Raw genomic sequence first — 21,989 nt, forward strand, 5'->3', positions numbered from 1 at the left:
CTTCGCTCGCTATCGTCCGCCTCTCAAGTAGACGCGGTAAGCGGCTGGATCCGCCTCGAACTCCATTTTGCCTCGCGCTCGGGATTTACGAACGCGATCGCGATGGCGCCACCTACCAGCATAATGACCCCGCACATGAAGAAACCGGTGTTGAACCCGTCGAGCGGTGTCGTGGCGCTCTCGATGACACTGCCCATGATATAGGGTGCGAGCAGGCCGGCTGAGCTCGCGACTGCGGCGCCTATCGCGAGCAGCGCGCCGCGCTGCGCCGCCGGAGTGATTTCACCGACGACGGCATTGCCGATGACATAGATCGCCGAAGGCAGCGCCACCGCGAGCGTTGTCAGTGCAATTTTAACGGGGATGCCCGGAACGTACGGCAGCATCACCAGCGCAGCGCCGCCAAGCACGACGCCCAACCCGCCGAGGATGCCGCGCGCCACTCTGCTCGATACGCCGCGTGACAGCAGGCGTTGCGAGTACCAGCCGGTCGCAAGCATCGCGACCGCGCTGCCGCCGGCAGGCAGCGCTCCCAGGAATCCGATCGAGCTTTGCGCAAGGCCAAGACCCTTCACCAGGTACGCGCCTTGCCACGAGAGCGCCAGCGACAGGGCCCAGTTGGCCCCGAACGACGCCGCCCAGCACGCCAAGATCGTTGGGCTCAGCAGCAACTGCACGTAGCCGACCCGCAGGGACGATTGCGCTGCATCCTTTGCGCTCCCGGTGTCCAACGCCCCTTCGCGGCCGAAGACAAACCACAATGCGCACCAAACGAGGCCGACCAGGCCGAGTGAGCCGAAGGCCCAATGCCAGGTCCAACGAACAATGATCCAGTTAAGCAGCGGCAGTGCCACCAGGACGCCGATCGCCCCGCCTTGCACAATGACGGCAGTCGGAAGTGTACGCAGTTCGTTGGGAAACCATTTGTAGGCGGAATGCAGCGCCACCGGTGTCGCGGGACCTTCGCCGATCCCGAGCGCGATGCGACAGGCCACCAGCGTTTCGAACCCGACCGCGCCGATCATCGAAAACTGGGTCAGCGCCCAGATGAAGCCCATCGCCAGCAGCACCCAGCGCGTCTGCACCCGGTTGACCAGAAAGCCGGTCGCGACCGACGAGACCGCGAACAGCAAGAAGAAACTGGAACCGACCAACCCGAACTGGCGCGGGCCGAGTTGCAGCTCCTGCATGATTGGTACCGCGGCGATCCCGATCACCGCTTTGTCGGCAAAATTGATCACCATGAACATGAAGAGCAGCACCACCACGATCCAGGCGCGGTTGCGCTCGCTAGCGCGCATTGGACCAGCCGGAGAGAGTGCGAGCCGGCTGGGCCTGCGGACGTGCCAGCAAATAGAATGCGGCGACGTGCGTGATCATCAGCGCAGGCACGTAGATGATCGGGATCGCGTAAGTGGCGCCCAACTCCCCCGCCAGCGCGGCAAGGCCAACCTCGATGCCGTGGTAGTAGGCGACAATGATGTCGGCCGCACCGACGAGATTGAAGGCGACGACGAACAGCCAAAAGAGCGGACGTATGTTGACCGTGACAAGCGCCATGATTGCCAGCACCCCGGTTGCGAAGTCACCGTAGGCAGCGAAGCTGGCGAAGCCAGCCGGCAGATTGGGGCCGACGACGCCAGGAACGATGAAGACGAGCCCGAAGAAGCGGAAGCTGTGCAACGTAGCGATGGCCCGCTGCGCCTCGACCTGGTCCATTGCCTTCAGCCTCGGCCACACATACGCGCCGAAGCAAAGCAGCCACGGGACATAACCCATAACAAGATGTATCTGGAAAACGGTTGCCGTAGACATTTGGCCTCCTATCGGGTGTTGACCGGTGCAGCCTCGAACATTGCGCTCAGGATGCCGACCCGGCCCTCCATGAGACTTTGTCCCAGGTTGGCTGCAAGCTGCGCGAAGTTCGGCCCCATCACCACGCCGAGATTTGGCGAAGGCGGCGGGCCCGACGCACGCAACTCAGCGATCCAGGCTTTGGCGGCCTCGGTGTCATCGTGCCATTCCAGTGTGTGGAAACCGGCCGGCTCGATCGCCTCGCGCGTCGCGGCGGCGGTCAGAAGAAAGCTTGTGGCCGGCGTTCGTGCCCAAGGAACGGGATAGTGCGGCTCGCCGCCGTTCAGCACGACATCGTAGATTGCAAACCTGCCGTCCGACTTCACTACGCGCCGGATCTCGCGATAGAGCCGCGTCCGGTCGGAAATGTTCATTGCCACATGCTGCAGCAACACGACGTCGAAACGGCCGTCCTCGAAGGGAAGGTCCAGCGCGCTGGCGGCCTCAAACGACACCTGACCGCTCTGCCCCGTTCGCTCGGTCAGATAGCGCGCGGCATCCACGAATGGCTCGCTGAGGTCGACGCCCGTCACCCGGCAGCCATAGGTCGCAGCCAAAAAGCGCGCCGGCCCGCCGACGCCCGAACCGACGTCAAGAACCGACATGTCGGCGCTCATTCCAGCCAACTTGGCAAGCTCGGCGGTCGCGGCGAGTCCGCGGGTGTGAAACTGGTCAAGCGCGGCTAGCTGCTGCGGCATGAGCCGCTGTTTCTCCGGCCCGAAGGCCGTGAGCGCCGTCTTCAGCCGCTCGGTCAAGCCGGTCGCGCGATAGTGATCGCGCACGCCGTCCAGGATATCGGTCATCGCAAGGCTCCCCTAAAGCATCAGGTTCGCACCGGATAAGTAAGACCGCTTCCGGCGCGCGACTATCCGCGATAATGTCGATGAGCCATGAAGCAGAACTTCACAGTCAGGCACGGCGCGCTCGACGGCGTGGAGGCGTTCCTGAGCGTTGCGCAGCACCGCAACTTCCGTAAAGCGGCCGCGGAACTCGGGGTAACTCCATCGGCGATCAGCCAAGCCGTACAAGCGTTGGAGGCGCGAGTCGGTGCGGCGCTCTTCGTCCGCACCACGCGCAGCGTCGGTCTGACAGAAGCCGGCGAGCGATTCATTTCGCGCGCGAAGCCCGCCTTCGCGGAGCTCGTTGCCGCAAGCGAGGTCGCACGTGAGCTGGGGCAGCGCCCGGCCGGACTATTGCGCCTCTCAGTGCCGCGCGCGGTGGTGCCGATTTTGCTGGAGCGGCTGATCGCAGCCTTCTGCCGGACCTATCCCGAAGTCGAAGTGGAAATCGTCGCAAGCGGGGAGCTGGTCGACCTTGCGGCCGAAGGATTTGATGCAGGCATCCGGCTGGGCCAGTTCATCGCCGCCGACATGGTCGCGGTACGGCTGACGCCGCCGTTCCCGCTCGTGATCGTTGGCAGCCCCGAATATCTGCAGCGACGAAAACGGCCGGAGCGCATCGACGATCTGCGAGACCACGCCTGCCTGCGCATGCGCCGTACAAACGGGTCGATTGCGCCCTGGCCCTTTGTTGACGGCAACAGGACGGTGGAGGCGATCGTCTCGGGGCCGCTGATTGCGCACGACTACCCCACACTCCTTGGAGCGGCGATACAAGGTTTGGGACTCGCGCAACTGCCCGGTCCGCTTGCCAAAGCGCCGATAGCTGAAGGCCAATTGCAAGCACTACTGACGCCCTTCTCCGTCACCGCACCGGGGGTCTTTCTGTACTATCCAGGGAAACGTCAGGTCCTGCCCAAACTGCGTGCCTTCATCGAGCACGTGAAGAACGAGAGCGCTGATGCGTCGCGCGTCGGTACAATTGCCAGGAAGGTTCGCAAGATTCGCGGCGCAAACACTACTTGACTTGAGGGCAACAATGCGCAGGCGGTCAAGATAGACCGCGATTATAAGCATCAACCGGATTACCCACCATAGTTGGTGCGAGGAGTGGCTGATTACGCTTTCCGCCTCAGCTCTTCGAGCTGAGGCGGAAAACTAATCCGCCCGACGCTCGCTGGAGACGATACCGTCCCACCCAGCCATGGCAATCTCGGCTACAGCCTGGAGTTCGGCTCTGTCGGCGCCGTCACGGGCTCGGATCGCCATCCCGCTCTGCACAGTTTGCAGAAACCTCGCGAGCTTGGCGACATCGAGAGATTTTGGCAGCTCACCTTCTGCGACGCCCTTTTCCAAACGAGCCATGAGTACATCAAACGCGCCGCCGCGTGCCGTGCGCATCAGGTCGCCCAGTTCGGTGTGGCCATCGTTTCCAACCGTCGCCAGCGTGACCATGCATCCGTGGGGCAGGTCGCAATCCGATCCCGTCATTGCAGCCGCGGAGTCGCGCAGGTACGCCAGCGCCGCGTCGCGCGCCGTGGCGGCCTTGCGAAACCGCCCTAGGACCAAGTGCTCATAGGTCGCGGAGTAGAACCGGAGCGCTTCGGCATACAGCTCATCCTTCGAGCCGAAGGCTGCATAGAGACTGGTCGAACCGACGCCCATCGCCTCCGTCAGGTCTGCAACCGAGGTCGCCTCGTAGCCCTTGATCCAGAACAGCTTCATTGCCTGCGCCAGCGCGGCTTCACGATCAAACGCGCGCGGCCGACCACGTCCACGGCGCGGGCATTCCGATGAGCTCTGATCCTTTTTTTGCATCGATCACTACATAAACATGTTGACGCCCCTGCGCAACGATTCTAGGAAATACGAATTATGCAATGATCACTACATAAAAGGACGAACGATGATCAATTTGGCCGGAAAACGGGCGCTTGTGACCGGTGGCTCTCGGGGGATCGGGGCGGCCATCGCGCTCGCGCTCGCTGAGAACGGTGCGGACGTCGCCCTGACCTTTCAGCACGCTTCCGAGCGTGCCCAAGCGGTGGTGACGTCGATCGAGCGGCATGGCCGCCGTGCCGTGGCCATCCAGGCCGACAGCGCCGATCCGGTCGCCATCAGACGGTCCGTCGATGAGGCCGTCGGAGCATTGGGGGGGCTGGACATTCTCGTCAACAACGCCGCCATCGCGCTCTACGATACGATCGCCGACTTCAAGGTGGACGACATCGACGCGCTTCTCGCAGTCAACGTCCGCGGTCCCGTACTCGTCACGCAAGCGGCCCTCCCCCACCTTGGCGCGGGCGGCCGTGTGATCACCATCGGTTCCGCCGGCGCGGAGCGCATCGTCGGGGCGACCGGTACGGTCTATTTCATGACCAAGTCCGCGCTGCAGTCCTTCACCCGCGGTCTGGCGCACGAGCTTGGGCCACGCGACATCACGGCTAATCTGGTCCAGCCGGGCTCAACCGACACCGACATGAATCCCGCGGACGGTGAGTTCTCGGACTTCCAGCGCAACCTCATCCCGTTGGGCCGATATGGCGCGCCTGCGGATATCGCCGCCACCGTCGCCTTCCTCGCAAGTCCCGCCGCCCGCCAGATCACCGGGACCATCGTGAACGTCGATGGTGGGATGTTGGCCTGAAGGCCCGCAAACTGATTGCAACAAAGGCGCAGACTAGAGCGGGATGACGATTCGAAGAAAAGTCATCACGCTCTAGCTCTTTGTTCGAGCATGATCGTCCTGCGCAAACGCTTCGCGTTTGTCGCGAGGGAAAACCGGTGTCCACTTTTCACCTGTTAGGCGTCGGGTTGTTGTGTCGCACCCGCTGCGCCCACCTCCTCATTGCTCGCGCAGCATCGCAGCAGGCGCGCCACGTAAAGGACGGCGGAAGATCTCAGCGCAGGCTACACCGGCGAGAGCAGCGCCGCCGCCGATCACGTGATAGACGTGCACCGGCTCTCCAAGCAGAACGATGGCTCCGAGCGCGGTGAGGACCGGCAGCAGATTCATGAAGACCGCGCAGCGGTTCGGCCCAAGGATGTGAACGCCGCGGACCCACAAGAACGGAAGAACGACTGAAGCCAGTCCACCTGCATACGCGATCAGCGGCAGCGTGTCGGCGTTCAGCGATCGCATCGGCGCGGGCGTCGCCAGGAAGGCTGGAAATATAATCGCCAAGGCGCAAAGCGCCTGCATGTACGTCGATTGCCACCCGGCGACCGGAAGGCTCCAACGCTTCAACAGCACGCCGTAGAGCGCATAGACCAGCGCCGCCAGAAACATAAGGGGGTCGCCGAGGTGGACGCCGCTCTGCGCGAGCGATGCCGGATCGCCCGCACTGACCAGATAGACGAGCCCGAGAAGCGACAGGATTCCGCCGCCGACCATCCCGATGGTCGGCGCGTCCTTCAGCAGAAGCGCACTCAATGCCACGGTGAGCAGCGGCGTAAGCGCGGTGAACACGGCCATGTTGGTTGCCGTGGTGCTTTCCGCCGCCAGGTAGGACAGGCTTTGGAACAGGCACATGGCCAGAAAGCCAAGAATGGCGAATTGACCAAGATGAGGCCAGATCACCGCGCGATCTCGCCACGCTCCCCCTGCAACGAACGTGCTCATCAAAAGCACGGCAAGCAACAGACGATAGAATGTGATCGCCTCCGGGCCGATCGTGTGGGCAGACATCCTGGAAACGATCACGTTTCCGGACCAAAGGACGATGGCGGAGAAGGGATACAGAAAGGCGAACTTGTTCTTCATGGCCGATGACGCGCTCATTGTTGAAGTTCGCGCTTACGACCTTTCACCACTGTCCGTATCGCTCTAGAGTGAACGTGGCTGTAGAGAATGGGACATGCAGAGCGATCCAACCCGCAAACATCTGGATTTTCACGACACCCGCCGCGCCATGGCTGCGATGGACGTCAACTATCCGGATGGCGCCTCGACGGGATGGCATTCGCATCCCAAGGGGCAACTGCTTTATGCGATCGAAGGTGTGATGATCGTGCGCTCGGCGGAAGGAACGTGGGTCGTTCCGCCGAACCGGGCGCTTTGGCTACCCGCAGGGCTGGAGCATGACGTGAAGATGTCGGGCGCCGTCAAAATCCGCACTGTCTTCATCGATGCGACGGCAATCCGACATATGCCGACGAAGAGCTGCGTGATCGACGTGTCACCGTTGTTGCGCGAACTCATCGTTGCGGCAATTTGCATTCCGCCAGACTACCAGGACGGCGGCCGGGACGAACGCCTGATGCGCCTGCTCGCCGACGAGGTCACGGTGTCGGACGTGTTGCCACTGCATCTGCCTCTGCCGGGCGATGCCCGCATCAAGTTCATCTGCGAAGCAATGATTGATCAACCATCCGACATCTCGACCGCGGAACAGTGGGCAGCGCGATTGAATGTGACGGCCAAGACCGTACATCGATTGTTCGTCAAAGAAACCGGCATGACATTTGCGCAATGGCGCGAACAGGCGCGGCTTCTTTTTGCCCTCCGCAAGCTGGCAAATGGCGAGCGGGTCATCGATGTCGCATTCGATTGCGGCTATGCCAGCCAGAGCGCATTCACCGCGATGTTCCGGCGGCATTTTGGAAAACCGCCATCCGAGTTCTATTGCTGAACGACGCGCGTCTGCGAGGAACGGCGGATTACGCTTTCCGCCGCAGCTCTTCGAGCCGCGACGGAAAGCTAATCCGCTCTACGCTTGCTATTGCTTAAAGCAATGCTCGCGGTGCTACTTCAGAAAATGCGGATGTGGGCGATCCGATATCCGGCGCGGCGCAAGCGCAAGGCCGGTCTTGTTGATTATGGATCGCACTCCGTCGAGATCGTTTGTGTGGCGCGAAATCAATATTTCCAGAATATCCGTGGTCGCGCGTCAGTCGCGCGATACGGACAGCCCCGCGAGAAGCGGGGCGTACGCGGCGAGCCTGCGGGACACGAACTCAGTGAAGAGCCGCACGCGCTTCGTCTTACGTGTCTCCCCCTGGGTGAGAAGCCAGAGCGTTCCGTACATGTGCAGGTCAGTGCCCGGCACCCTCACCAATAGGGGGTCGGCATCTCCGACGAAGCACGGCAGTTTCGTCATCCCGACCCCTTGCTGTGCTGCAACGATCTGCGCCTCGGCGTCTGGGGTCCTGAACGGAACCCCGGTGGTACGAACCTCTCCCTCGCGGGCCCAGTCCGGGAGTCCATGATTGTTTATGACGATCCACCGGATGGGATCAGACGCGCCCGCACGCCACGCGGCTAGTCGATCGCGAGACAAGTAGACGCCGCCGAACAGCTCCGGTCCCATCAGACCGTGAAGATTGAGCGGCAGGGTCTTGCGGTCGGAGACGATGCGGATCGCGACATCGGCCTCTCGGTTGGTCAGATTGGCCGGCTCGCCGGACGACAGGATTTCCATCTCGATGTCCGGATGCATGCGCGCGAAATCGGCGAAGTCCGGCATGAGCAGATGTGCCGCGAGGAACGGCGGCAGCGTCACCCGCAGAAGCCCCCTCGCGCTCTGGTCGCGTCCGAAGACGCGCGTCTCCAGCAAGTGCGACGACGCTTCCATCTGGTGCGCGAGCTCGACGACTTCCTCGCCAGCAGCCGTCAGGCGATAGCCCGAAGGCAGCTTCTCGAACATGTGCGCCCCGAGGTGTTCCTCGAGCTGGGCGATGCGTCGCAGCACGGTCGAGTGGTTCACCCCGAGGCGCTCGGCGGCGGCCCGCACCGAGCCTTCGCGCGCGACGGCCAGAAAGTAGCGAACGTCATCCCAGTCGATCATGGTGCAATCCTGCACCGCGGGGTTTGCCTTCGAAAGTCCGTGCCCAACACCATCGAACATCCTCTCGAACGTGGGGTAGCACGGTCGGGGGATCACTGCCTATGCCGACGAGCACGGCCAATTCCGAACGGCGCGCACCGATCGCGGCTGGCGTCAGTCGTCCAGTCGGAGCGATTTCGCACCACCGATGTGCGCGCTTCCGCACTCAACACCTGACACCGGCAGACCCATTTCGGAGTTCTCGGGGAACCTCCCCGATCAGCCAAAGACGGAGTCTGAAGGAAAGTCATGGGAAAGCTTGAGGGTAAGGTTGCAGTCATCACGGGTGGATCGAGCGGCATGGCGCTGGCGAGCGCCAAGCGGTTCGTTGAAGAAGGCGCCTATGTTTTCATCACGGGCCGGAGGCAGGAGGCGCTCAACGAGGCCGTCGGGCTGATTGGCCGGAACGTGACCAGCGTGCGCGGCGACGCGGCCAATCTCGACGACCTCGACCGCCTGTTCGACACAGTCAAACGGGAAAAGGGCAAGATTGACGTCCTGTACGCGAGCGCCGGCACGGGCGAAGCCGTCCCACTGGGCGAGATTACCGAGGAGCATTTCGACTCGACCTTCGGCCTGAATGTGCGCGGCACGCTGTTTACGGTGCAAAAGGCGTTGCCGCTGTTCAACGATGGCGGATCGATCTTCATGACCGGGTCCGTTGCTTCGGTCAAAGGTTTTCCTGGTTACAGCGTGTATGCGGCGAGCAAGGCGGCGCTGCACGCATTCGCACGCGGATGGCTCAACGAACTGAAGGGCAGGAATATCCGGGTGAACGTTCTGCACCCTGGGCCGATCGCCACACCGATGCAGGACCAAGTTCTCACCGAGGAGGCGAAACGCATGTTCGAATCCCTGATCCCGCGAGGAAAGATGGGTCGTCCTGAGGAAATTGCGGCGGCCGCGCTGTTTCTTGCGTCTGACGATTCCAGCTTCGTGAATGGGCTGGAGTTGTCTGTCGACGGCGGCTTCTCGGCCATCTGAAAACTGGAGAAGCGTTATGAGCTACGCAATTATAGGGTTCGGCAAGATAGGCCAGGCCCTCGCCCATGCATTCGCCCGCAAGAACCTCGACGTGACCGTCGCGAGCCGCCGGCCGCCCGAGGCGTTGGCGCCGCAGGCTCGCGCGATTGGCCCCACGGTCGTCGCCAAGTCGCTGCGGGAAGCACTCGAGGCCGACACAATCATCTTGGCGGTCCCGTTCGGGGAGCATCGCGAGGTTGCGAAGGCGCTGCCGAGCTGGAAAGGCAAGACGATCATCGACGCGATGAACGCGTTGCTTCCTCCCGAGGAGCTGGACGGTCTCCCGTCCTCCGCCTTCGTCGCGAAGGCGTTCACCGGCGCCAACCTCGTGAAAGGCTTCAATCACCTGATTGCGGCCACGCTGGCTGCCGATCCGATCGTCGAAGGCGGCCACAGGGTCGTCTTTCTGTCTGGTGACGACGAGGACGCGATCGCTCCCGTGATGGCTTTGGCCAAACAACTCGGCTTTGCACCCGTCAAGCTGGGAAAGCTCAACGAGGGTGGCGCGCTGGTGCACGCACGCGGCCGCGTTTGGGGCCAGCTCATCTTCCAGGATTTGTTCAAGAAGGAGCAGTAATCGAAGGCGTATGGAAGCTGTTCGAATCCTACCCTGCCGGCCTGCCGGGCTTTGGCGACTAGTGAATAACATCTAGAAGCTCGCCGGGACATCCCGCTTGGACATTGAGCAGCCCTGGGGCGGGTTAACGAAAGCGTAACCCGCCACTCCGGCAGCGCCGCTTGACCAAGGGCGATGAATTACACCCTCGGCTAATCGACCCTACGAGCTGCGACGGAAAACTGATCCGCCCTACACTCAACAAAGCCATGAGGGCGGAAGACAATGTTCATCGAGGCCTGATGTGCTTTCGCGTGTGACATCGCCGGGACAGCGGATGGCGAGGCCCGGACCTGCGAATGGGTGCGGCCGACGAAGGCTTTGGGCAGGGCTAGCTAGCGGCCGGCGTGAAAGCCCTTGAGGTTAAGACGTCCCATAACGCCGTGCGGCCTCGATGGTCAGCACTGCGCCAATCGTCCTCCCCAGAAGTAGCGACGCTATTGTTGGACATAGCGGCGCAGAATTCTGATCTCGGCGTTGAGCGCGATGGAACGCGCTTCTGCGCCCAATCGCGCGAACTCGGCAGCGGACTCCACCCGCGCTTTCATCTCGCCCAGCAACACGGCGTGCACGTCTTCCTGCGTGAGCGCCCGACGCACACCTTCAGCCGATCCGTCGCTGAAGGAATGACGATCGACGGATGGACGCTCCTGACGAAGCGGCGCAGCTTCGGCGTTGTCGAGCGCCGCAACTAGCTCCCGAAGCACAGCAGTCTCGTCTTTGTCGCCCCGCTTCATAGCGGCGCGTAGGTCGCGGCGAAGCTGGGCTTTCATCGCCTCGCCCGCGTTCTCAGTCACAACGTCGTTCATATAACCTATTGCTCCCGATTGCTCCCTTCTATAAGAATTTTTGGGAACATTGTGGAGTCTATTTTCATGTCAAACATGCTTTTGACGGTCGAACAGGCCGCCGAAGAGCTGAAAGTCCATCCCAAAACCGTCCTCCGGTACATCCGCGAAGGTCGCCTCCAAGCCACGCGGATTGGCAAGGCCTATCGTATCGACCGCGCCAAGCTTGACGCTTTCGCCGGTATGGCGAGTGGGCGGGCCCGGCCTCCTCGCGATGTCCGCGCGACGGTCATTGTTGAGATTCCGGCCCTAACTACCGAAGCGGCCGAGCGCATGGCGACCTTTCTCGGCGCCGCGGCGCTGGGAGGCGACGCCGAAACCAGACCGCTACATTTCAACACGGCCTTTGATCCGACCAGCGGCGATCTGAAGATCGTGCTCATCGCTGCTCCGTCCGATGCAGCAAGGCTGCTCGAGCTTATCGAGCTGCAACTGGGACTTTCGCGATGAGAGATCCTGTCTTTCGCAGCGAAGCCGGTGCGGTGGAGGTCATGCGGGAATACCGCGCCGTGCTCGACCACTGGCCTGTGCCAAAACAGGAGATTGAACTGTCGACATCGCAAGGCGCGACGTTCGTGCTCGCCTGCGGTCCCGAGACGGCGCCTCCCGTGGTCCTACTCCACGGCGCCCAGGCGAACAGCGCCGCATGGCGGCCCGACATCGCACTCTGGTCAGGTCGCTTCCGGCTTTATGCGGTCGATATGATCGGCGAGGCGGGACTGAGCGCTCGGGTGAGGCCGCCGCTCATCGGCGACACCTACGCGATCTGGCTCGACGATGTCTTCACCGGGCTTGGACTTGCCCGTGCAGCGCTGGTGGGCACATCACTCGGCGGCTGGCTGGCGCTCGACTATGCCATGCGGCGGCCGTCACGAGCTTCCGCGCTGGCGTTGATCTGCCCCGCAGGCATCGGACGGCAGAAGAACTTTCTCCTCGCTGTCGCACCCTATTTGCTGCTCGGAGCCTGGGGAAAGCAGAAGATTGTTGAAAAGGTGTTCGGACCAGCACCGAAGCATCTACCGATCGATCTTGAGGCGATCTCCCCTCTCATGGAGAGTATCAGCCGGGCTATCAAACCACGCGCTGTCAAGATTCCGCAGCTTAGCAATGCAGCACTGGAGGCGCTCGCAATGCCGCTCCTCGCCATCGTGGGCGGGCGTGACGCGCTTATCGATTCTTATGACACACGCCTTCGGCTCGAGCGGCATGTTCCCAACGCCGAAGTCTATTTCATTGAAGAGGGTTATCACTTCTTGCCAGACCAATCGCAACGAGTGTTCGATTTCCTCGTCCGCAGCCTACAAGGGCACGATCCTCACGATTCCAAGTCATGCCCCGCTTCTGATGAATGACGCGAGCCGACGCGACCTGCCGTCGGTGATCGGGATGCTCTTCGACTCGGCGCCCTGCGCATCCTCGGTGGCGTCACCTATCGCTTTGTATCTCAAGACCGCAAACCGATAGGAGGCATGGAATGGCAACAACATCATCTGACGTTCCACTGCGGCGGACTATCCGTCGTCAACAGCTACGTGAGATGGTTCCGCTCGCCGACAGCACGATCTACGAGATGGAGCAGCGGGGCGAATTCCCGAGGCGCTTTTCCCCTGTCGCCCCGCACCGCGAGCATGCCGCCGCAGCGGCTTCGCCTGCGGCGGTGATTGCCTTGCGGACATGGGCCAGTTGAACCGACCCTCCGGTCAGAAACACCGCGTCGATGTCGGCTCCAGCAAGGCCGGCCTGCTTCAGGCAAATGTCTATCCGCGCCTCGATGCGGTCGGCGAGACGCTGGGTGTAACCGACCAGATCCTTGCGTCGCACCTCGGCTTCCAGGCCCTTCTCAATCCACTCCAGCGCGATGTTGGATTTCGGCGTCTCCGAGAGCCCTATCTTGACGCCTTCGACATCCATCGCAAGCGTGTGTCCGCGCTGCTCGTCGAGCACCCGCACCAGACGATCGAGCAATTCCGGCTGCTTCGCCTCATAACGCACCTGACGTATTTCGCTGATGACTTTCGAGTCATACATGCGGTTGATGCTCGACCACGTCGCGAGGTCGTGGAAATAGCTCGACGGGACTTCCAGATCCTCCCGCTTCATGGCCGAGCGATAGCCGAGCAACGGCATCACGACACCGAGGCTGAGATACCGATCGAAATCGGTGCCGCCGATGCGGACGCCATCGTTGGCCAGGATATCGTCCTTGCGCTCAGCATGGCGATGCCGCTCCGGCGACAATCGAACAATTGAAAAGTCCGACGTTCCGCCGCCGATATCGGCGATCAGCGCGATTTCCTCGGTCCCGATTTGACGTTCGTAGTCAAGCGCCGCTGCGATCGGCTCGAACTGAAATGAGATGTCATCAAATCCGACTTGCTTGGCGATATCGCGCAAAGTCGCTTCCGCCTTGGCATCGCCAGCCGGATTGTCATCGACGAAGTGGACCGGGCGGCCATGTACGACGTTACGCAACGGATGTCCGACGACCTCTTCCGCGCGCCGCTTCACCGCACCGATATAGTAAGCGATGACATCGCGGAAGCTGACGCGCTCGCGGCCGACGCGGGTGGTCTCGTCGATCAGCGTCGTGCCGAGCACCGATTTGAGGCTGCGCATCAGTCGCCCGGCGTCACCCTCCACATAAGCTTCGATGGCACGACGGCCGATATGGGTGCCGCCGCCGGCTTTGTAGAAGATTGCGCTTGGAATCGTGACGTGATCGCCCTCAAGCGTGGCCAACACCGGGTCATCGCCGATGATTGTGCCAAGCGTAGTGTTCGACGTCCCAAAGTCCAGACCGCAAACCGCTCCGGGGCGGGAGTGAATTATTCCCACTCAATCGTTCCCGGGGGCTTGCTGGTCACGTCATACACCACGCGGTTGACGCCCTTCACCTCGTTGATGATGCGCGTCGCCGTCGCCCCGAGGAAGCTCATGTCGAACTGGTAGAAGTCCGCCGTCATGCCATCGGTCGACGTTACCGCGCGCAGGCCCACGACGTATTCGTAGGTGCGGCCGTCGCCCATCACGCCGACCGTCTTCACCGGCAGCAGCACCGCGAAGGCCTGCCAGATCGCATCGTAGAGGCCGGCTTTGCGGATCTGGTCGATGTAGACGGCGTCCGCCTGGCGGAGGATGTCGAGCTTTTCCTTCGTGATATCGCCGGGGCAGCGGATGGCGAGGCCGGGGCCCGGGAATGGGTGGCGGCCGACGAAGGCTTCGGGCAGGCCAAGCTCGCGGCCGAGCACGCGGACTTCGTCCTTGAACAGTTCGCGCAGCGGCTCGACCAGCTTCATGTTCATGCGTTCGGGCAGGCCGCCGACATTGTGGTGCGACTTGATCGTCACCGACGGGCCGCCGGTGAAGGAGACGCTTTCGATCACATCAGGATAGAGCGTGCCCTGCGCGAGGAATTCGGCGCCGCCGATCTTCTTCGCCTCCGCCTCGAACACGTCGATGAAGAGGCGGCCGATGGTCTTGCGCTTCTGTTCGGGGTCCGTGACCCCTTGGAGCTCGCCGAGGAATTGCTTTGACGCATCAACGTGAACCAGCGGGATGTTGTAGTGATGACGGAACAGGTCGACGACGGTCTCGGCCTCGTTCAGCCGGAGCAAGCCATGGTCGACGAAGACGCAGGTGAGCTGGTCGCCGATCGCTTCATGGATCAACACAGCCGCGACCGCGGAATCGACGCCGCCGGAGAGGCCGCAGATCACCCTGCCCTTGCCAACCTGGGCGCGGATCTTCTCGATCGCCTCGTCGCGGAAGGCGCGCATGGTCCAGTCGCCGGTGAGGCCTGCGACCTTGCGGACGAAATTGCGCAAGAGCCTTGCGCCGTCGGGCGTGTGCACCACCTCGGGGTGGAACATCAGGCCGTAATACTTCCGCTTCTCGTCCTGGATCACCGCGAACGGCGCGTTGGCCGAGATGCCGGCGACGGTGAAGCCCGGCGGCATTTTGGTGATGCGGTCGCCATGGCTCATCCAGACCTGGTGGCGCTCGCCCATCGACCAGGTGTCGTCGAACAATTTGCTCGCGGTCTTCACTTCCAGATCGGCGCGGCCGAATTCGCGATGATGCCCGCCCTCGACCTCGCCGCCGAGCTGAGCGGCCATGGTCATCTGGCCGTAGCAGATGCCGAGCACGGGGACACCGGAATCGAAGATCGCCTGCGGCGCGCGCGGCGAGCCCTCCTCATGCACCGATTCCGGGCCGCCGGAGAGGATCACCGCCTTGGGCTTCATCTCGTTGAAGGCGGCCTCGGCCTTCTGGAACGGCACGATCTCGGAATAGACGCCCTCCTCGCGGACGCGGCGGGCGATCAATTGCGTCACCTGACTGCCGAAATCGACAATCAGAATCTTGTCATGCGCCGAGGCCACTGATGGCGTCGACGGCGAGCGGTCGGGCTTGGCGGCTGTCATGGACAGCAGATACGCGACGGGGGGCGGCGCCGCAACCCTCCGCGTGCCGTCATGGCCGGGCCTGTCCCGGCCATCCACGCCCTTTTGCACGCGTGGACGGGAAGACGTGGATGCCCGGGACAAGCCCGGGCATGACGAGCGTCCGCGGTCAGCCCTTCCGGACCAAAACCGAGACGAAGAAGCCGTCGGTTCCGGTGCGGCGGGGGGTCATCAGCCAGCCCTCGGGGGACGGCAGGGCCGCGGCGGCGAAGGCTTCGGCCTTGTCCCAGAGGACGGAGGCGGTCTGTTCGGGCGGGACGATCGAGAACTCGCCATGGCGGGCGAGGAAGGCTTGGACCTGCTCGCCGTTCTCGGCCGGCAGCACCGAGCAGGTGATGTAGGCGATCCGCCCGCCCGCCTTCACCAGTGGCGCCGCGCGCGCGAGCACCTCGGCCTGGTCCTTCAGCCGCACCTCCAGCGCGCCCGGGCGCATCCGCCATTTGGCGTCCGGATTGCGGCGCCAGGTGCCGGTGCCCGTGCAGGGCGCGTCGATCACGACGAGATCGGCGGAGGCCTTGATGTCTGACAGCGGATCGCTGTCGCCGCGGGGCGTGCGGACCTCGCAATTGTGGACGCCGGCGCGCGACAGGCGCTCGTGGATCGGCGCGAGCTGGCGCTTGTCGCGGTCGGTCGCGATCAGCCGGCCCTTGCCCTGCATTATCGCCGCCAGCGCCAAGGTCTTGCCGCCGGCGCCGGCGCAGAGATCGATCACCTGCTCGCCGGGCTTTGCTGCAGAGAACAGCGCCGCTAACTGCGAGCCTTCGTCCTGCACCTCGATGCCGCCCTTGACGAAATCCTCCTCGGCATGGATGCCGACATTGCGGGCATCGGCGCCGAGCTCGATGCGCAGGCCAAGCGGCGACCATGGCGTTGCCTTGGCGCCGAGATGCTTCAGCCGCGGCAGCATCTTGTCGCGGCTGGTCTTGAGCGTGTTGACGCGCAGATCAAGCGGGGCGCGGCTCGCCATCGCGGTGGCTTCCGCCACGCGGTCATCGCCGAACACTTTTGCCAGGTATGGATCGAGCCATTCCGGATAATCGCCGGCGATGTGCGCCGGCGCGCCGGCAAGCGAACGCGAGGCGAGCGATGAGCGCTCGCTATCCGTGAGCGGCGCTGGCGCGAAGCGGCCACCGTCGCAGAGTGCGGCAATCGCATCGACGTCCATGCCGCGCTCGAGCTTGAGCATGCCGAGCACGCGCGCGCGGGCGCCGTCGTCATCCATGAGATAAGCGCTGGAGGACTGCCGGCGCAGCACGTCCCAGATCAGGCCAGAGATCGCGGCGCGGTCGCCGGAGCCGGCGTAGCGGTGCGCAGTGCCCCACTCCTTCAAGGCTTTCGCCGCCGGCACGCGCTGCGTGTCGATGGTGTCGATCAATTCGATGGCGGCGGAGAGACGCGCGGCGGGGGTCATCGAGAACTTTCAGATCAGGAGCAGGAGTTTCAGGGCGAAATAGAGCCACATCGCAAACAGCACCAGCGCGCTTGCGAGCCAGGCCGTCGAGCGGGGTGCGGAATCGCTTGATGTGACGAAGATGCCGGCATGGGCAAAGCGCGTCACCACGAACACCCAGGCCAGCAGCACGATGACAAGATCGGCACGGCGCAGCGGCAGCGCAAGTGCGATCAGGAGATAGAACAGGACCGGCAATTCGAACTGGTCGCGGTAGCAATCGGCAAGCTGCGTTGCCCGGTTTGGCTCGCTACTGGCCGGCGCGCCGCGCCGCGTTCGCATCATGCCGAACAGAAGCGCGAAGGTAAGGCCGACCAGCACGAAGACCGGCAGCAGAACCATTTGAACCGACATGGGATTCATACCCCGTTTAAAACGCAAGCGATAGCTGATGGCGAACGCTTGCGCTACTGACAACGTGACACCGTCATCATTCCGACTTCGGCCCGATCTAACATCGTTGCAAAAGGAAGGTTGCATGTCCGAATTTCGTCTGACCCAGATTTCCGACACCCACCTCGCCCGCAGCCGGCCGACGCTGATCGCCAACTTCGAGGCGGTCGCCGAGCATATCGACGCGACGCGGCCAGACCTCGTGCTCAACAGCGGCGATGTCGCCTTCGATGGGCCGAACAGCCGCAGCGATCTCGAATTCGCGAAGTCACTGCATGCGGCGCTGCCGGTCGATTGCCGCTATCTGCCCGGCAATCACGACATCGGCGACAACCCGACCGCGGTCGGCACGCCGCCGACAGAGCCGGCGACGGAGGAGAATTGCGATGCGTTCCGCGCCACCGTCGGCGAAGATCGCTGGTGCTTCGAGGCCGCAGGCTGGCGCTTCATCGGGCTGAATTCGCTGATCATGAATACGGGGCTCGATAGCGAAGCCGAACAATTCGACTGGCTCGCTTCAGAGCTTGGCAACGTGAACGGCAAGCCGGTAGCGCTGTTCCTGCACAAGCCGCTGTTCCTGAATCTGCCTGATGACGCCGAGCTGGCGGAAACCGCGATCCGCTACATCCCGCAGCCGGCACGCGCCCGCCTGTTCGAGATGCTCAGTGCGGTCGACTGGCGCCTGGTCGGCAGCGGCCATGTGCATCAGCGGCGCGATTTCACCTTTGGACGTGTCCGCCACATCTGGGCGCCGTCGGTCGGCTTCATGATTCCGGACCACATGCAGGACGTGATCGGAATCAAGGAAACCGGGATCGTCGAATACCGCTTCCGGCCTGACAGTTTCGAGGTTCGCCACGTCAGGGCGGAAGGCCAGGTCGATATCAGCCTCGACGCGCTGCTCGCAGAGATGGCGGCGGATTAGGCCGACGCGTTAAGTCTGCGCCGTATCCCTCTGATCCTGCTGGATGACTGTCGTTCAGATCCTGCTGGATCACTGTCAGCAGGGCCTGCAGCGAGTCCGCGCTGGAGCGCGGCGCGGGCGGCGGCAGCAGCGGACCTATTCCGAACGGTTCGGACTCGGGCTCAGCCTCGACGAATTTGCCGTGCAAAACATCAGCGCGGCGGCCGATGACCCACATGGCCATCGCATAGCCGGCCGCCAGCAAAATGACACAGAAAATGCCGATTTCAAACATGACTACACCTGAAAATAATGTGATGATTCAATGTGTTGCATGCACAGTCAAGCAAAGGTACCGCTAGCCGGAATCATTTGGTTAACGCTGTGACCTTTGGGGTACGCCGGGCCCCCTGCCGAGGCTTGCGACACTTCTGCGCCGGCATGAAAAAGTCCGCCGCGTTGGCGCGGCGGACTGGAGTTGCTTCCAGATTTCTCAGAGGTCAGTAGCCGTAACCCGGCGCCGCGTAAGGCGAGCCGTAGTACGCCGGCGGCGGGGAATTATCCCAGGGTGCGGTGGCGAATGCACCGACGCGCGGCCCCGGATAGTAGGCCGGCCCGCTGCGGTAATACGGGGCGGCCGGGGCGGCCAAGTCGGGATCGATCACGGCGGGTCGCTGCACGTAGTGCTCGCGGGCGGCCACGGGGTTTGCCAACGTCGCCGTCGCAATCAGTACTGCTGATAGGACTGCCAGTCTTCTCATTAGCTGCTCCATTCCGATGCGAGGAACCTATGGTGTTCGGCTTCCCGGCATCTTGGCTTGCTGGTTGCGCATGATCCCCGCGCGGGAACGCTTCGCGTCATCGCGCGCGAATGTTCCCGGCTTTTTCGGATCATGCTCGGCCACCAACAGCCGCAAGCAGCAGTGCGTTCCTGATTTCCATTCACCGATGCGCGAGGTCGGCGGACTGCGACCCATGGATCGCAGGGCTCGCTGAGCTGTGATGGCTCACGCCTTGTCGGGCCCGACGCGCACCAGCTGCTTGCCGAAATTGGCGCCCTTCAAGAGGCCCATGAACGCCTCGGGTGCGCTCTCGAGACCCTCGGTGACGAACTCCTTGTACTTGACCTTGCCTTCGCGCACCCACCCCGACATATCGCGCAGGAAATCGCCCTGACGCGCGGCGAAATCGCTGACGATGAAACCGCGGAACGTCAGGCGCTTGGTCAGGATCGCACGCATCATCGCACCCGCCCATTTCGGCGGCTTGCTTTCGGTATCGTTGTAGTGCGCGATCAGGCCGCAGACCGGCACGCGTGCGAACGGGTTGAGCAGCGGGAACACCGCGTCGAATACGGCGCCGCCGACATTCTCGAAATAGACGTCGATGCCCTTCGGGCAGGCTTCCTTCAACTTGGCAGCGAGGTCGGGATCGCGATGGTCGAGGCAATCGTCGAAGCCGAGCTCGTTCTTCACGAAGTCGCATTTGTCCTTGCCGCCAGCGATGCCGATCGCGCGGGCGCCCTTGATCCTTGCGATCTGGCCCACCGCCGAACCGACCGCGCCGGATGCTGCAGCCACGACCACGGTCTCGCCGGCTTGCGGCTTGCCGATATCGAGGAGACCTGTGTAGGCCGTCATCCCGGGCATGCCGAGCACGCCGACCGCTGTCGAGATCGGCGCAAGCTTCGGATCGATCTTGGACAGGCCCTTGCCATCGGAGAGCGCATGCGTCTGCCAGCCGGCGCGAGACAGCACGATGTCGCCCTTGGCAAAGGCTGGATTGTTGGACGCGACCACCTCGCTCACGGTGCCGGCTTCCATCACGCCGCCGACCGGCACCGGCTGCGCATAGGACGGGCCATCGCTCATGCGCCCGCGCATATAGGGATCGAGCGACAGCCAGATCGTGCGGAGCAGGACCTGGCCCGCGCCCGGCTCCGGCACGGCATATTCCTCAAGGCGGAAGTCGGATGGTTTGGGCTCGCCAACGGGCCGCGAGGCGAGAACGATGCGCTGACCCTGGGACATGGTGTTTCCTCCTGTGTTTGTCATTGCGAGCGTAGCGAAGCAATCCACAGGTCCGCAAGCGCAGGAATGGATTGCTTCGTCGCTATCGCTCCTCGCAATGACGGCGCTGCAGGAGGAGAGAGCTTACGCCCCGCCCGGATAGTTCGGGGATTCGCGGGTGATGGTGACGTCGTGCACGTGGCTCTCGCGAAGTCCCGCGCCGGTGATCCGGACGAACTCCGCCTTGTCGTGGAATTCGGCGATGTTCTTCGCGCCGACATAGCCCATCGCGGCGCGCAGGCCGCCCGCGAGCTGGTGCATCACATTGGCGACCGGGCCCTTGTAGGGCACCTGCCCTTCGATGCCTTCAGGCACGAGCTTGAGCGTATCCTTGATGTCCTGCTGGAAGTAGCGGTCGGCCGAGCCGCGCGCCATCGCGCCGACCGAGCCCATGCCGCGATAGGCCTTGTAGGAGCGGCCCTGCCACAGGAAGACTTCGCCTGGAGTCTCGTCAGTGCCGGCTAGCAGCGAGCCGACCATCGCGATATCGGCGCCGGCAGCAAGCGCCTTGGCGAGATCGCCGGAATATTTGATGCCGCCGTCGGCGATCACGGGCACATTGGCCTTCTTCGCCGCTTCGACCGCATCCATGATCGCGGTGAGCTGCGGCACGCCGACGCCGGCGACGATGCGGGTGGTGCAGATCGAGCCCGGGCCGATGCCGACCTTGATCGAGTCAGCGCCGGCATCGATCAGCGCCTGCGCGCCGTCTTTGGTTGCGATATTGCCGGCGATCACCTGCACCGCGTTGGAGAGCCGCTTGATCCGGTTGACGGCATCCAGCACGCGTGAGGAATGGCCGTGCGCGGTGTCGACGACAATGAGGTCGACGCCGGCGTCGATCAGGCGCTCGGTGCGCTCGAAACCGCCCTCGCCGACCGTGGTCGCCGCGGCAACGCGCAGGCGGCCCTGTGCGTCCTTTGCGGCCAGCGGATGCGCGACCGCCTTTTCGATGTCCTTCACGGTGATCAGGCCGACGCAGCGATATTGATCGTCGACGACCAAGAGCTTCTCGATGCGATGCTTGTGCAGCATCCGCTTGGCCTCGTCCTGGCTGACGCCCTCGCGCACGGTCACGAGGTTTTCGCGCGTCATCAATTCCGAGACCTTCTGCCTGGGATCGGTCGCAAAGCGCACGTCGCGGTTGGTGAGAATGCCGACCAGCTTGCCCGGGACATTCTTGGCCGCGCCGGTGACTACTGGAATGCCGGAGATCCCGTGGTCCTTCATCAGCGTCAGCGCATCCGCGAGCGTCGCGTCGGGGCCGATGGTCAGCGGGTTGACCACCATGCCGGATTCGAACTTCTTCACCTGCCGCACCTGCGCGGCCTGGCCCTCGGGATCGAAATTGCGGTGGATCACGCCGATGCCGCCGGACTGCGCCATCGCGATCGCCATGCGCGCCTCGGTGACGGTGTCCATCGCGGAGGCGATGATGGGGATGTTGAGCGGAATCGCGCGGGTGACGTAGGAGCGGATGTCGACTTCGGAGGGAAGCACGTCCGATAGGCCGGGCTTCAGCAGCACGTCGTCAAACGTGAAGGCCTCGCGGATCGCGGGGAATGCCTGTACCGTCGCCATTGCCAACTCCTTTCGGCGGCGATCCGCCGCGATAACGTAAAAGGATGAGCGCCGCCTCCCGGCGCTGCCTGCTGCATCGCCGTCGAATCGGAGCCCATCGGTGGGGTTGACGCTGGTCGATAGC

At 63.2% G+C, this 21,989-nt stretch carries 23 protein-coding genes and 1 pseudogene; 10 read left to right on the forward strand and 14 right to left on the reverse strand.

From position 1 onward, the window contains the following. Positions 1-23 precede the first annotated feature (23 nt). The 3 genes from AC5ZG5_RS10160 to AC5ZG5_RS10170 are packed head-to-tail and all read right to left on the reverse strand — an operon-like array spanning position 24 to position 2,657. Entirely contained in the window at positions 24-1,301 is a 1,278-nt protein-coding gene (locus AC5ZG5_RS10160) for an MFS transporter (RefSeq protein WP_456641734.1), read from the reverse strand. Further along, on the reverse strand, positions 1,291-1,815 hold the full coding sequence (locus AC5ZG5_RS10165; protein WP_456641735.1) for a DUF8737 domain-containing protein: 525 nt from the start codon (positions 1,813-1,815) through the stop codon (positions 1,291-1,293). The genes AC5ZG5_RS10160 and AC5ZG5_RS10165 overlap by 11 nt, the downstream gene beginning before the upstream one ends. A gap of 8 nt (positions 1,816-1,823) precedes the next feature. Then, entirely contained in the window at positions 1,824-2,657 is an 834-nt protein-coding gene (locus AC5ZG5_RS10170; RefSeq protein WP_456641736.1) for a class I SAM-dependent methyltransferase, read from the reverse strand. An 87-nt stretch (positions 2,658-2,744) separates the two neighbouring features. On the opposite strand from AC5ZG5_RS10170, the gene AC5ZG5_RS10175 reads away from it, so the two are divergent. Then, on the forward strand, positions 2,745-3,719 hold the full coding sequence (locus tag AC5ZG5_RS10175; RefSeq protein ID WP_456641737.1) for a LysR substrate-binding domain-containing protein: 975 nt from the start codon (positions 2,745-2,747) through the stop codon (positions 3,717-3,719). 132 nt (positions 3,720-3,851) lie between these two features. On the opposite strand, the gene AC5ZG5_RS10180 is transcribed toward AC5ZG5_RS10175, so the two are convergent. Further along, a complete protein-coding gene (locus AC5ZG5_RS10180; RefSeq protein WP_456641738.1) occupies positions 3,852-4,511 on the reverse strand; it encodes a TetR/AcrR family transcriptional regulator in 660 nt (219 codons plus the stop codon). Positions 4,512-4,599: 88 nt separating this feature from the next. On the opposite strand from AC5ZG5_RS10180, the gene AC5ZG5_RS10185 reads away from it, so the two are divergent. Then, the gene (locus tag AC5ZG5_RS10185; RefSeq protein WP_456641739.1) at positions 4,600-5,340 is read left to right on the forward strand and encodes an SDR family NAD(P)-dependent oxidoreductase; all 741 of its coding nucleotides are present in this window, start codon (positions 4,600-4,602) and stop codon (positions 5,338-5,340) included. Between the two features lie 198 nt (positions 5,341-5,538). On the opposite strand, the gene AC5ZG5_RS10190 is transcribed toward AC5ZG5_RS10185, so the two are convergent. Then, positions 5,539-6,474: a DMT family transporter gene (locus tag AC5ZG5_RS10190; protein WP_456641740.1), complete on the reverse strand. Its 936-nt coding sequence runs from the start codon at positions 6,472-6,474 to the stop codon at positions 5,539-5,541. 76 nt (positions 6,475-6,550) lie between these two features. Between AC5ZG5_RS10190 and AC5ZG5_RS10195 the strand changes: the two genes are divergently transcribed. Beyond that, complete coding sequence (locus AC5ZG5_RS10195) at positions 6,551-7,324, forward strand: AraC family transcriptional regulator (RefSeq protein WP_456641741.1); 774 nt, start codon at positions 6,551-6,553, stop codon at positions 7,322-7,324. 258 nt (positions 7,325-7,582) lie between these two features. Here the strand turns inward: AC5ZG5_RS10195 and AC5ZG5_RS10200 are convergent, their stop codons facing one another. Continuing rightward, positions 7,583-8,479 (reverse strand): LysR family transcriptional regulator, encoded by an 897-nt coding sequence (locus AC5ZG5_RS10200; protein ID WP_456641742.1) that lies wholly within the window; start codon positions 8,477-8,479, stop codon positions 7,583-7,585. 288 nt (positions 8,480-8,767) lie between these two features. Here AC5ZG5_RS10200 and AC5ZG5_RS10205 point away from each other — a divergent pair, with 288 nt between their 5' ends. Together AC5ZG5_RS10205 and AC5ZG5_RS10210 are read left to right on the forward strand one after the other, a co-directional pair. Further along, on the forward strand, positions 8,768-9,502 hold the full coding sequence (locus AC5ZG5_RS10205; protein ID WP_456641743.1) for an SDR family NAD(P)-dependent oxidoreductase: 735 nt from the start codon (positions 8,768-8,770) through the stop codon (positions 9,500-9,502). A gap of 16 nt (positions 9,503-9,518) precedes the next feature. Next, positions 9,519-10,118, forward strand: a complete 600-nt coding sequence (locus AC5ZG5_RS10210; protein ID WP_456641744.1) for an NADPH-dependent F420 reductase — start codon at positions 9,519-9,521, stop codon at positions 10,116-10,118. A gap of 476 nt (positions 10,119-10,594) precedes the next feature. Here the strand turns inward: AC5ZG5_RS10210 and AC5ZG5_RS10215 are convergent, their stop codons facing one another. Next, positions 10,595-10,966 (reverse strand): GatB/YqeY domain-containing protein, encoded by a 372-nt coding sequence (locus AC5ZG5_RS10215; RefSeq protein WP_130224769.1) that lies wholly within the window; start codon positions 10,964-10,966, stop codon positions 10,595-10,597. Positions 10,967-11,032: 66 nt separating this feature from the next. On the opposite strand from AC5ZG5_RS10215, the gene AC5ZG5_RS10220 reads away from it, so the two are divergent. The 3 genes and pseudogenes from AC5ZG5_RS10220 to AC5ZG5_RS10230 all read left to right on the forward strand — a co-directional run. Further along, positions 11,033-11,455 (forward strand): helix-turn-helix domain-containing protein, encoded by a 423-nt coding sequence (locus tag AC5ZG5_RS10220; protein ID WP_456641745.1) that lies wholly within the window; start codon positions 11,033-11,035, stop codon positions 11,453-11,455. Next, positions 11,452-12,357, forward strand: coding sequence for an alpha/beta fold hydrolase (locus AC5ZG5_RS10225; RefSeq protein WP_456641746.1), 906 nt, complete (start codon positions 11,452-11,454; stop codon positions 12,355-12,357). Before AC5ZG5_RS10220 ends, AC5ZG5_RS10225 begins: the two co-directional genes overlap by 4 nt. A gap of 122 nt (positions 12,358-12,479) precedes the next feature. Further along, positions 12,480-12,611: pseudogene (locus AC5ZG5_RS10230) on the forward strand (helix-turn-helix transcriptional regulator); the annotation flags it as partial. Here the strand turns inward: AC5ZG5_RS10230 and AC5ZG5_RS10235 are convergent. The 4 genes from AC5ZG5_RS10235 to AC5ZG5_RS10250 all read right to left on the reverse strand — a co-directional run bounded on the left by AC5ZG5_RS10235 (position 12,569) and on the right by AC5ZG5_RS10250 (position 17,272). Further along, a complete protein-coding gene (locus tag AC5ZG5_RS10235; protein WP_496165441.1) occupies positions 12,569-13,831 on the reverse strand; it encodes an Hsp70 family protein in 1,263 nt (420 codons plus the stop codon). The pseudogene AC5ZG5_RS10230 and the gene AC5ZG5_RS10235 overlap by 43 nt on opposite strands. Continuing rightward, positions 13,831-15,429 (reverse strand): glutamine-hydrolyzing GMP synthase, encoded by a 1,599-nt coding sequence (guaA, locus tag AC5ZG5_RS10240; RefSeq protein ID WP_130226285.1) that lies wholly within the window; start codon positions 15,427-15,429, stop codon positions 13,831-13,833. Before guaA ends, AC5ZG5_RS10235 begins: the two co-directional genes overlap by 1 nt. A 148-nt stretch (positions 15,430-15,577) precedes the next feature. Beyond that, a complete protein-coding gene (locus AC5ZG5_RS10245) occupies positions 15,578-16,879 on the reverse strand; it encodes an RsmB/NOP family class I SAM-dependent RNA methyltransferase (protein ID WP_456641748.1) in 1,302 nt (433 codons plus the stop codon). Positions 16,880-16,888: 9 nt separating this feature from the next. Then, positions 16,889-17,272: an MAPEG family protein gene (locus AC5ZG5_RS10250; RefSeq protein WP_130226267.1), complete on the reverse strand. Its 384-nt coding sequence runs from the start codon at positions 17,270-17,272 to the stop codon at positions 16,889-16,891. 124 nt (positions 17,273-17,396) lie between these two features. On the opposite strand from AC5ZG5_RS10250, the gene AC5ZG5_RS10255 reads away from it, so the two are divergent. Both AC5ZG5_RS10255 and AC5ZG5_RS10260 read left to right on the forward strand, forming a co-directional pair. After that, the gene (locus tag AC5ZG5_RS10255; protein ID WP_456641749.1) at positions 17,397-18,236 is read left to right on the forward strand and encodes a metallophosphoesterase family protein; all 840 of its coding nucleotides are present in this window, start codon (positions 17,397-17,399) and stop codon (positions 18,234-18,236) included. Between the two features lie 43 nt (positions 18,237-18,279). Beyond that, positions 18,280-18,522 carry a hypothetical protein gene (locus AC5ZG5_RS10260; RefSeq protein WP_028164650.1) on the forward strand — a complete coding sequence of 81 codons (243 nt, stop codon included), beginning with the start codon at positions 18,280-18,282 and terminating at the stop codon, positions 18,520-18,522. Between the two features lie 193 nt (positions 18,523-18,715). Here AC5ZG5_RS10260 and AC5ZG5_RS10265 read toward each other — a convergent pair whose 3' ends face one another. From AC5ZG5_RS10265 to guaB, 3 genes are all read right to left on the reverse strand, one after another. After that, entirely contained in the window at positions 18,716-18,976 is a 261-nt protein-coding gene (locus AC5ZG5_RS10265; RefSeq protein WP_456641750.1) for a hypothetical protein, read from the reverse strand. Between the two features lie 246 nt (positions 18,977-19,222). Continuing rightward, the gene (gene curA, locus AC5ZG5_RS10270; protein ID WP_130226270.1) at positions 19,223-20,245 is read right to left on the reverse strand and encodes an NADPH-dependent curcumin/dihydrocurcumin reductase; all 1,023 of its coding nucleotides are present in this window, start codon (positions 20,243-20,245) and stop codon (positions 19,223-19,225) included. A 123-nt stretch (positions 20,246-20,368) separates the two neighbouring features. After that, on the reverse strand, positions 20,369-21,865 hold the full coding sequence (gene guaB / locus AC5ZG5_RS10275; protein WP_130226271.1) for an IMP dehydrogenase: 1,497 nt from the start codon (positions 21,863-21,865) through the stop codon (positions 20,369-20,371). Positions 21,866-21,989 lie beyond the last annotated feature (124 nt).

This window comes from Bradyrhizobium sp. Ses1 (assembly GCF_059512365.1).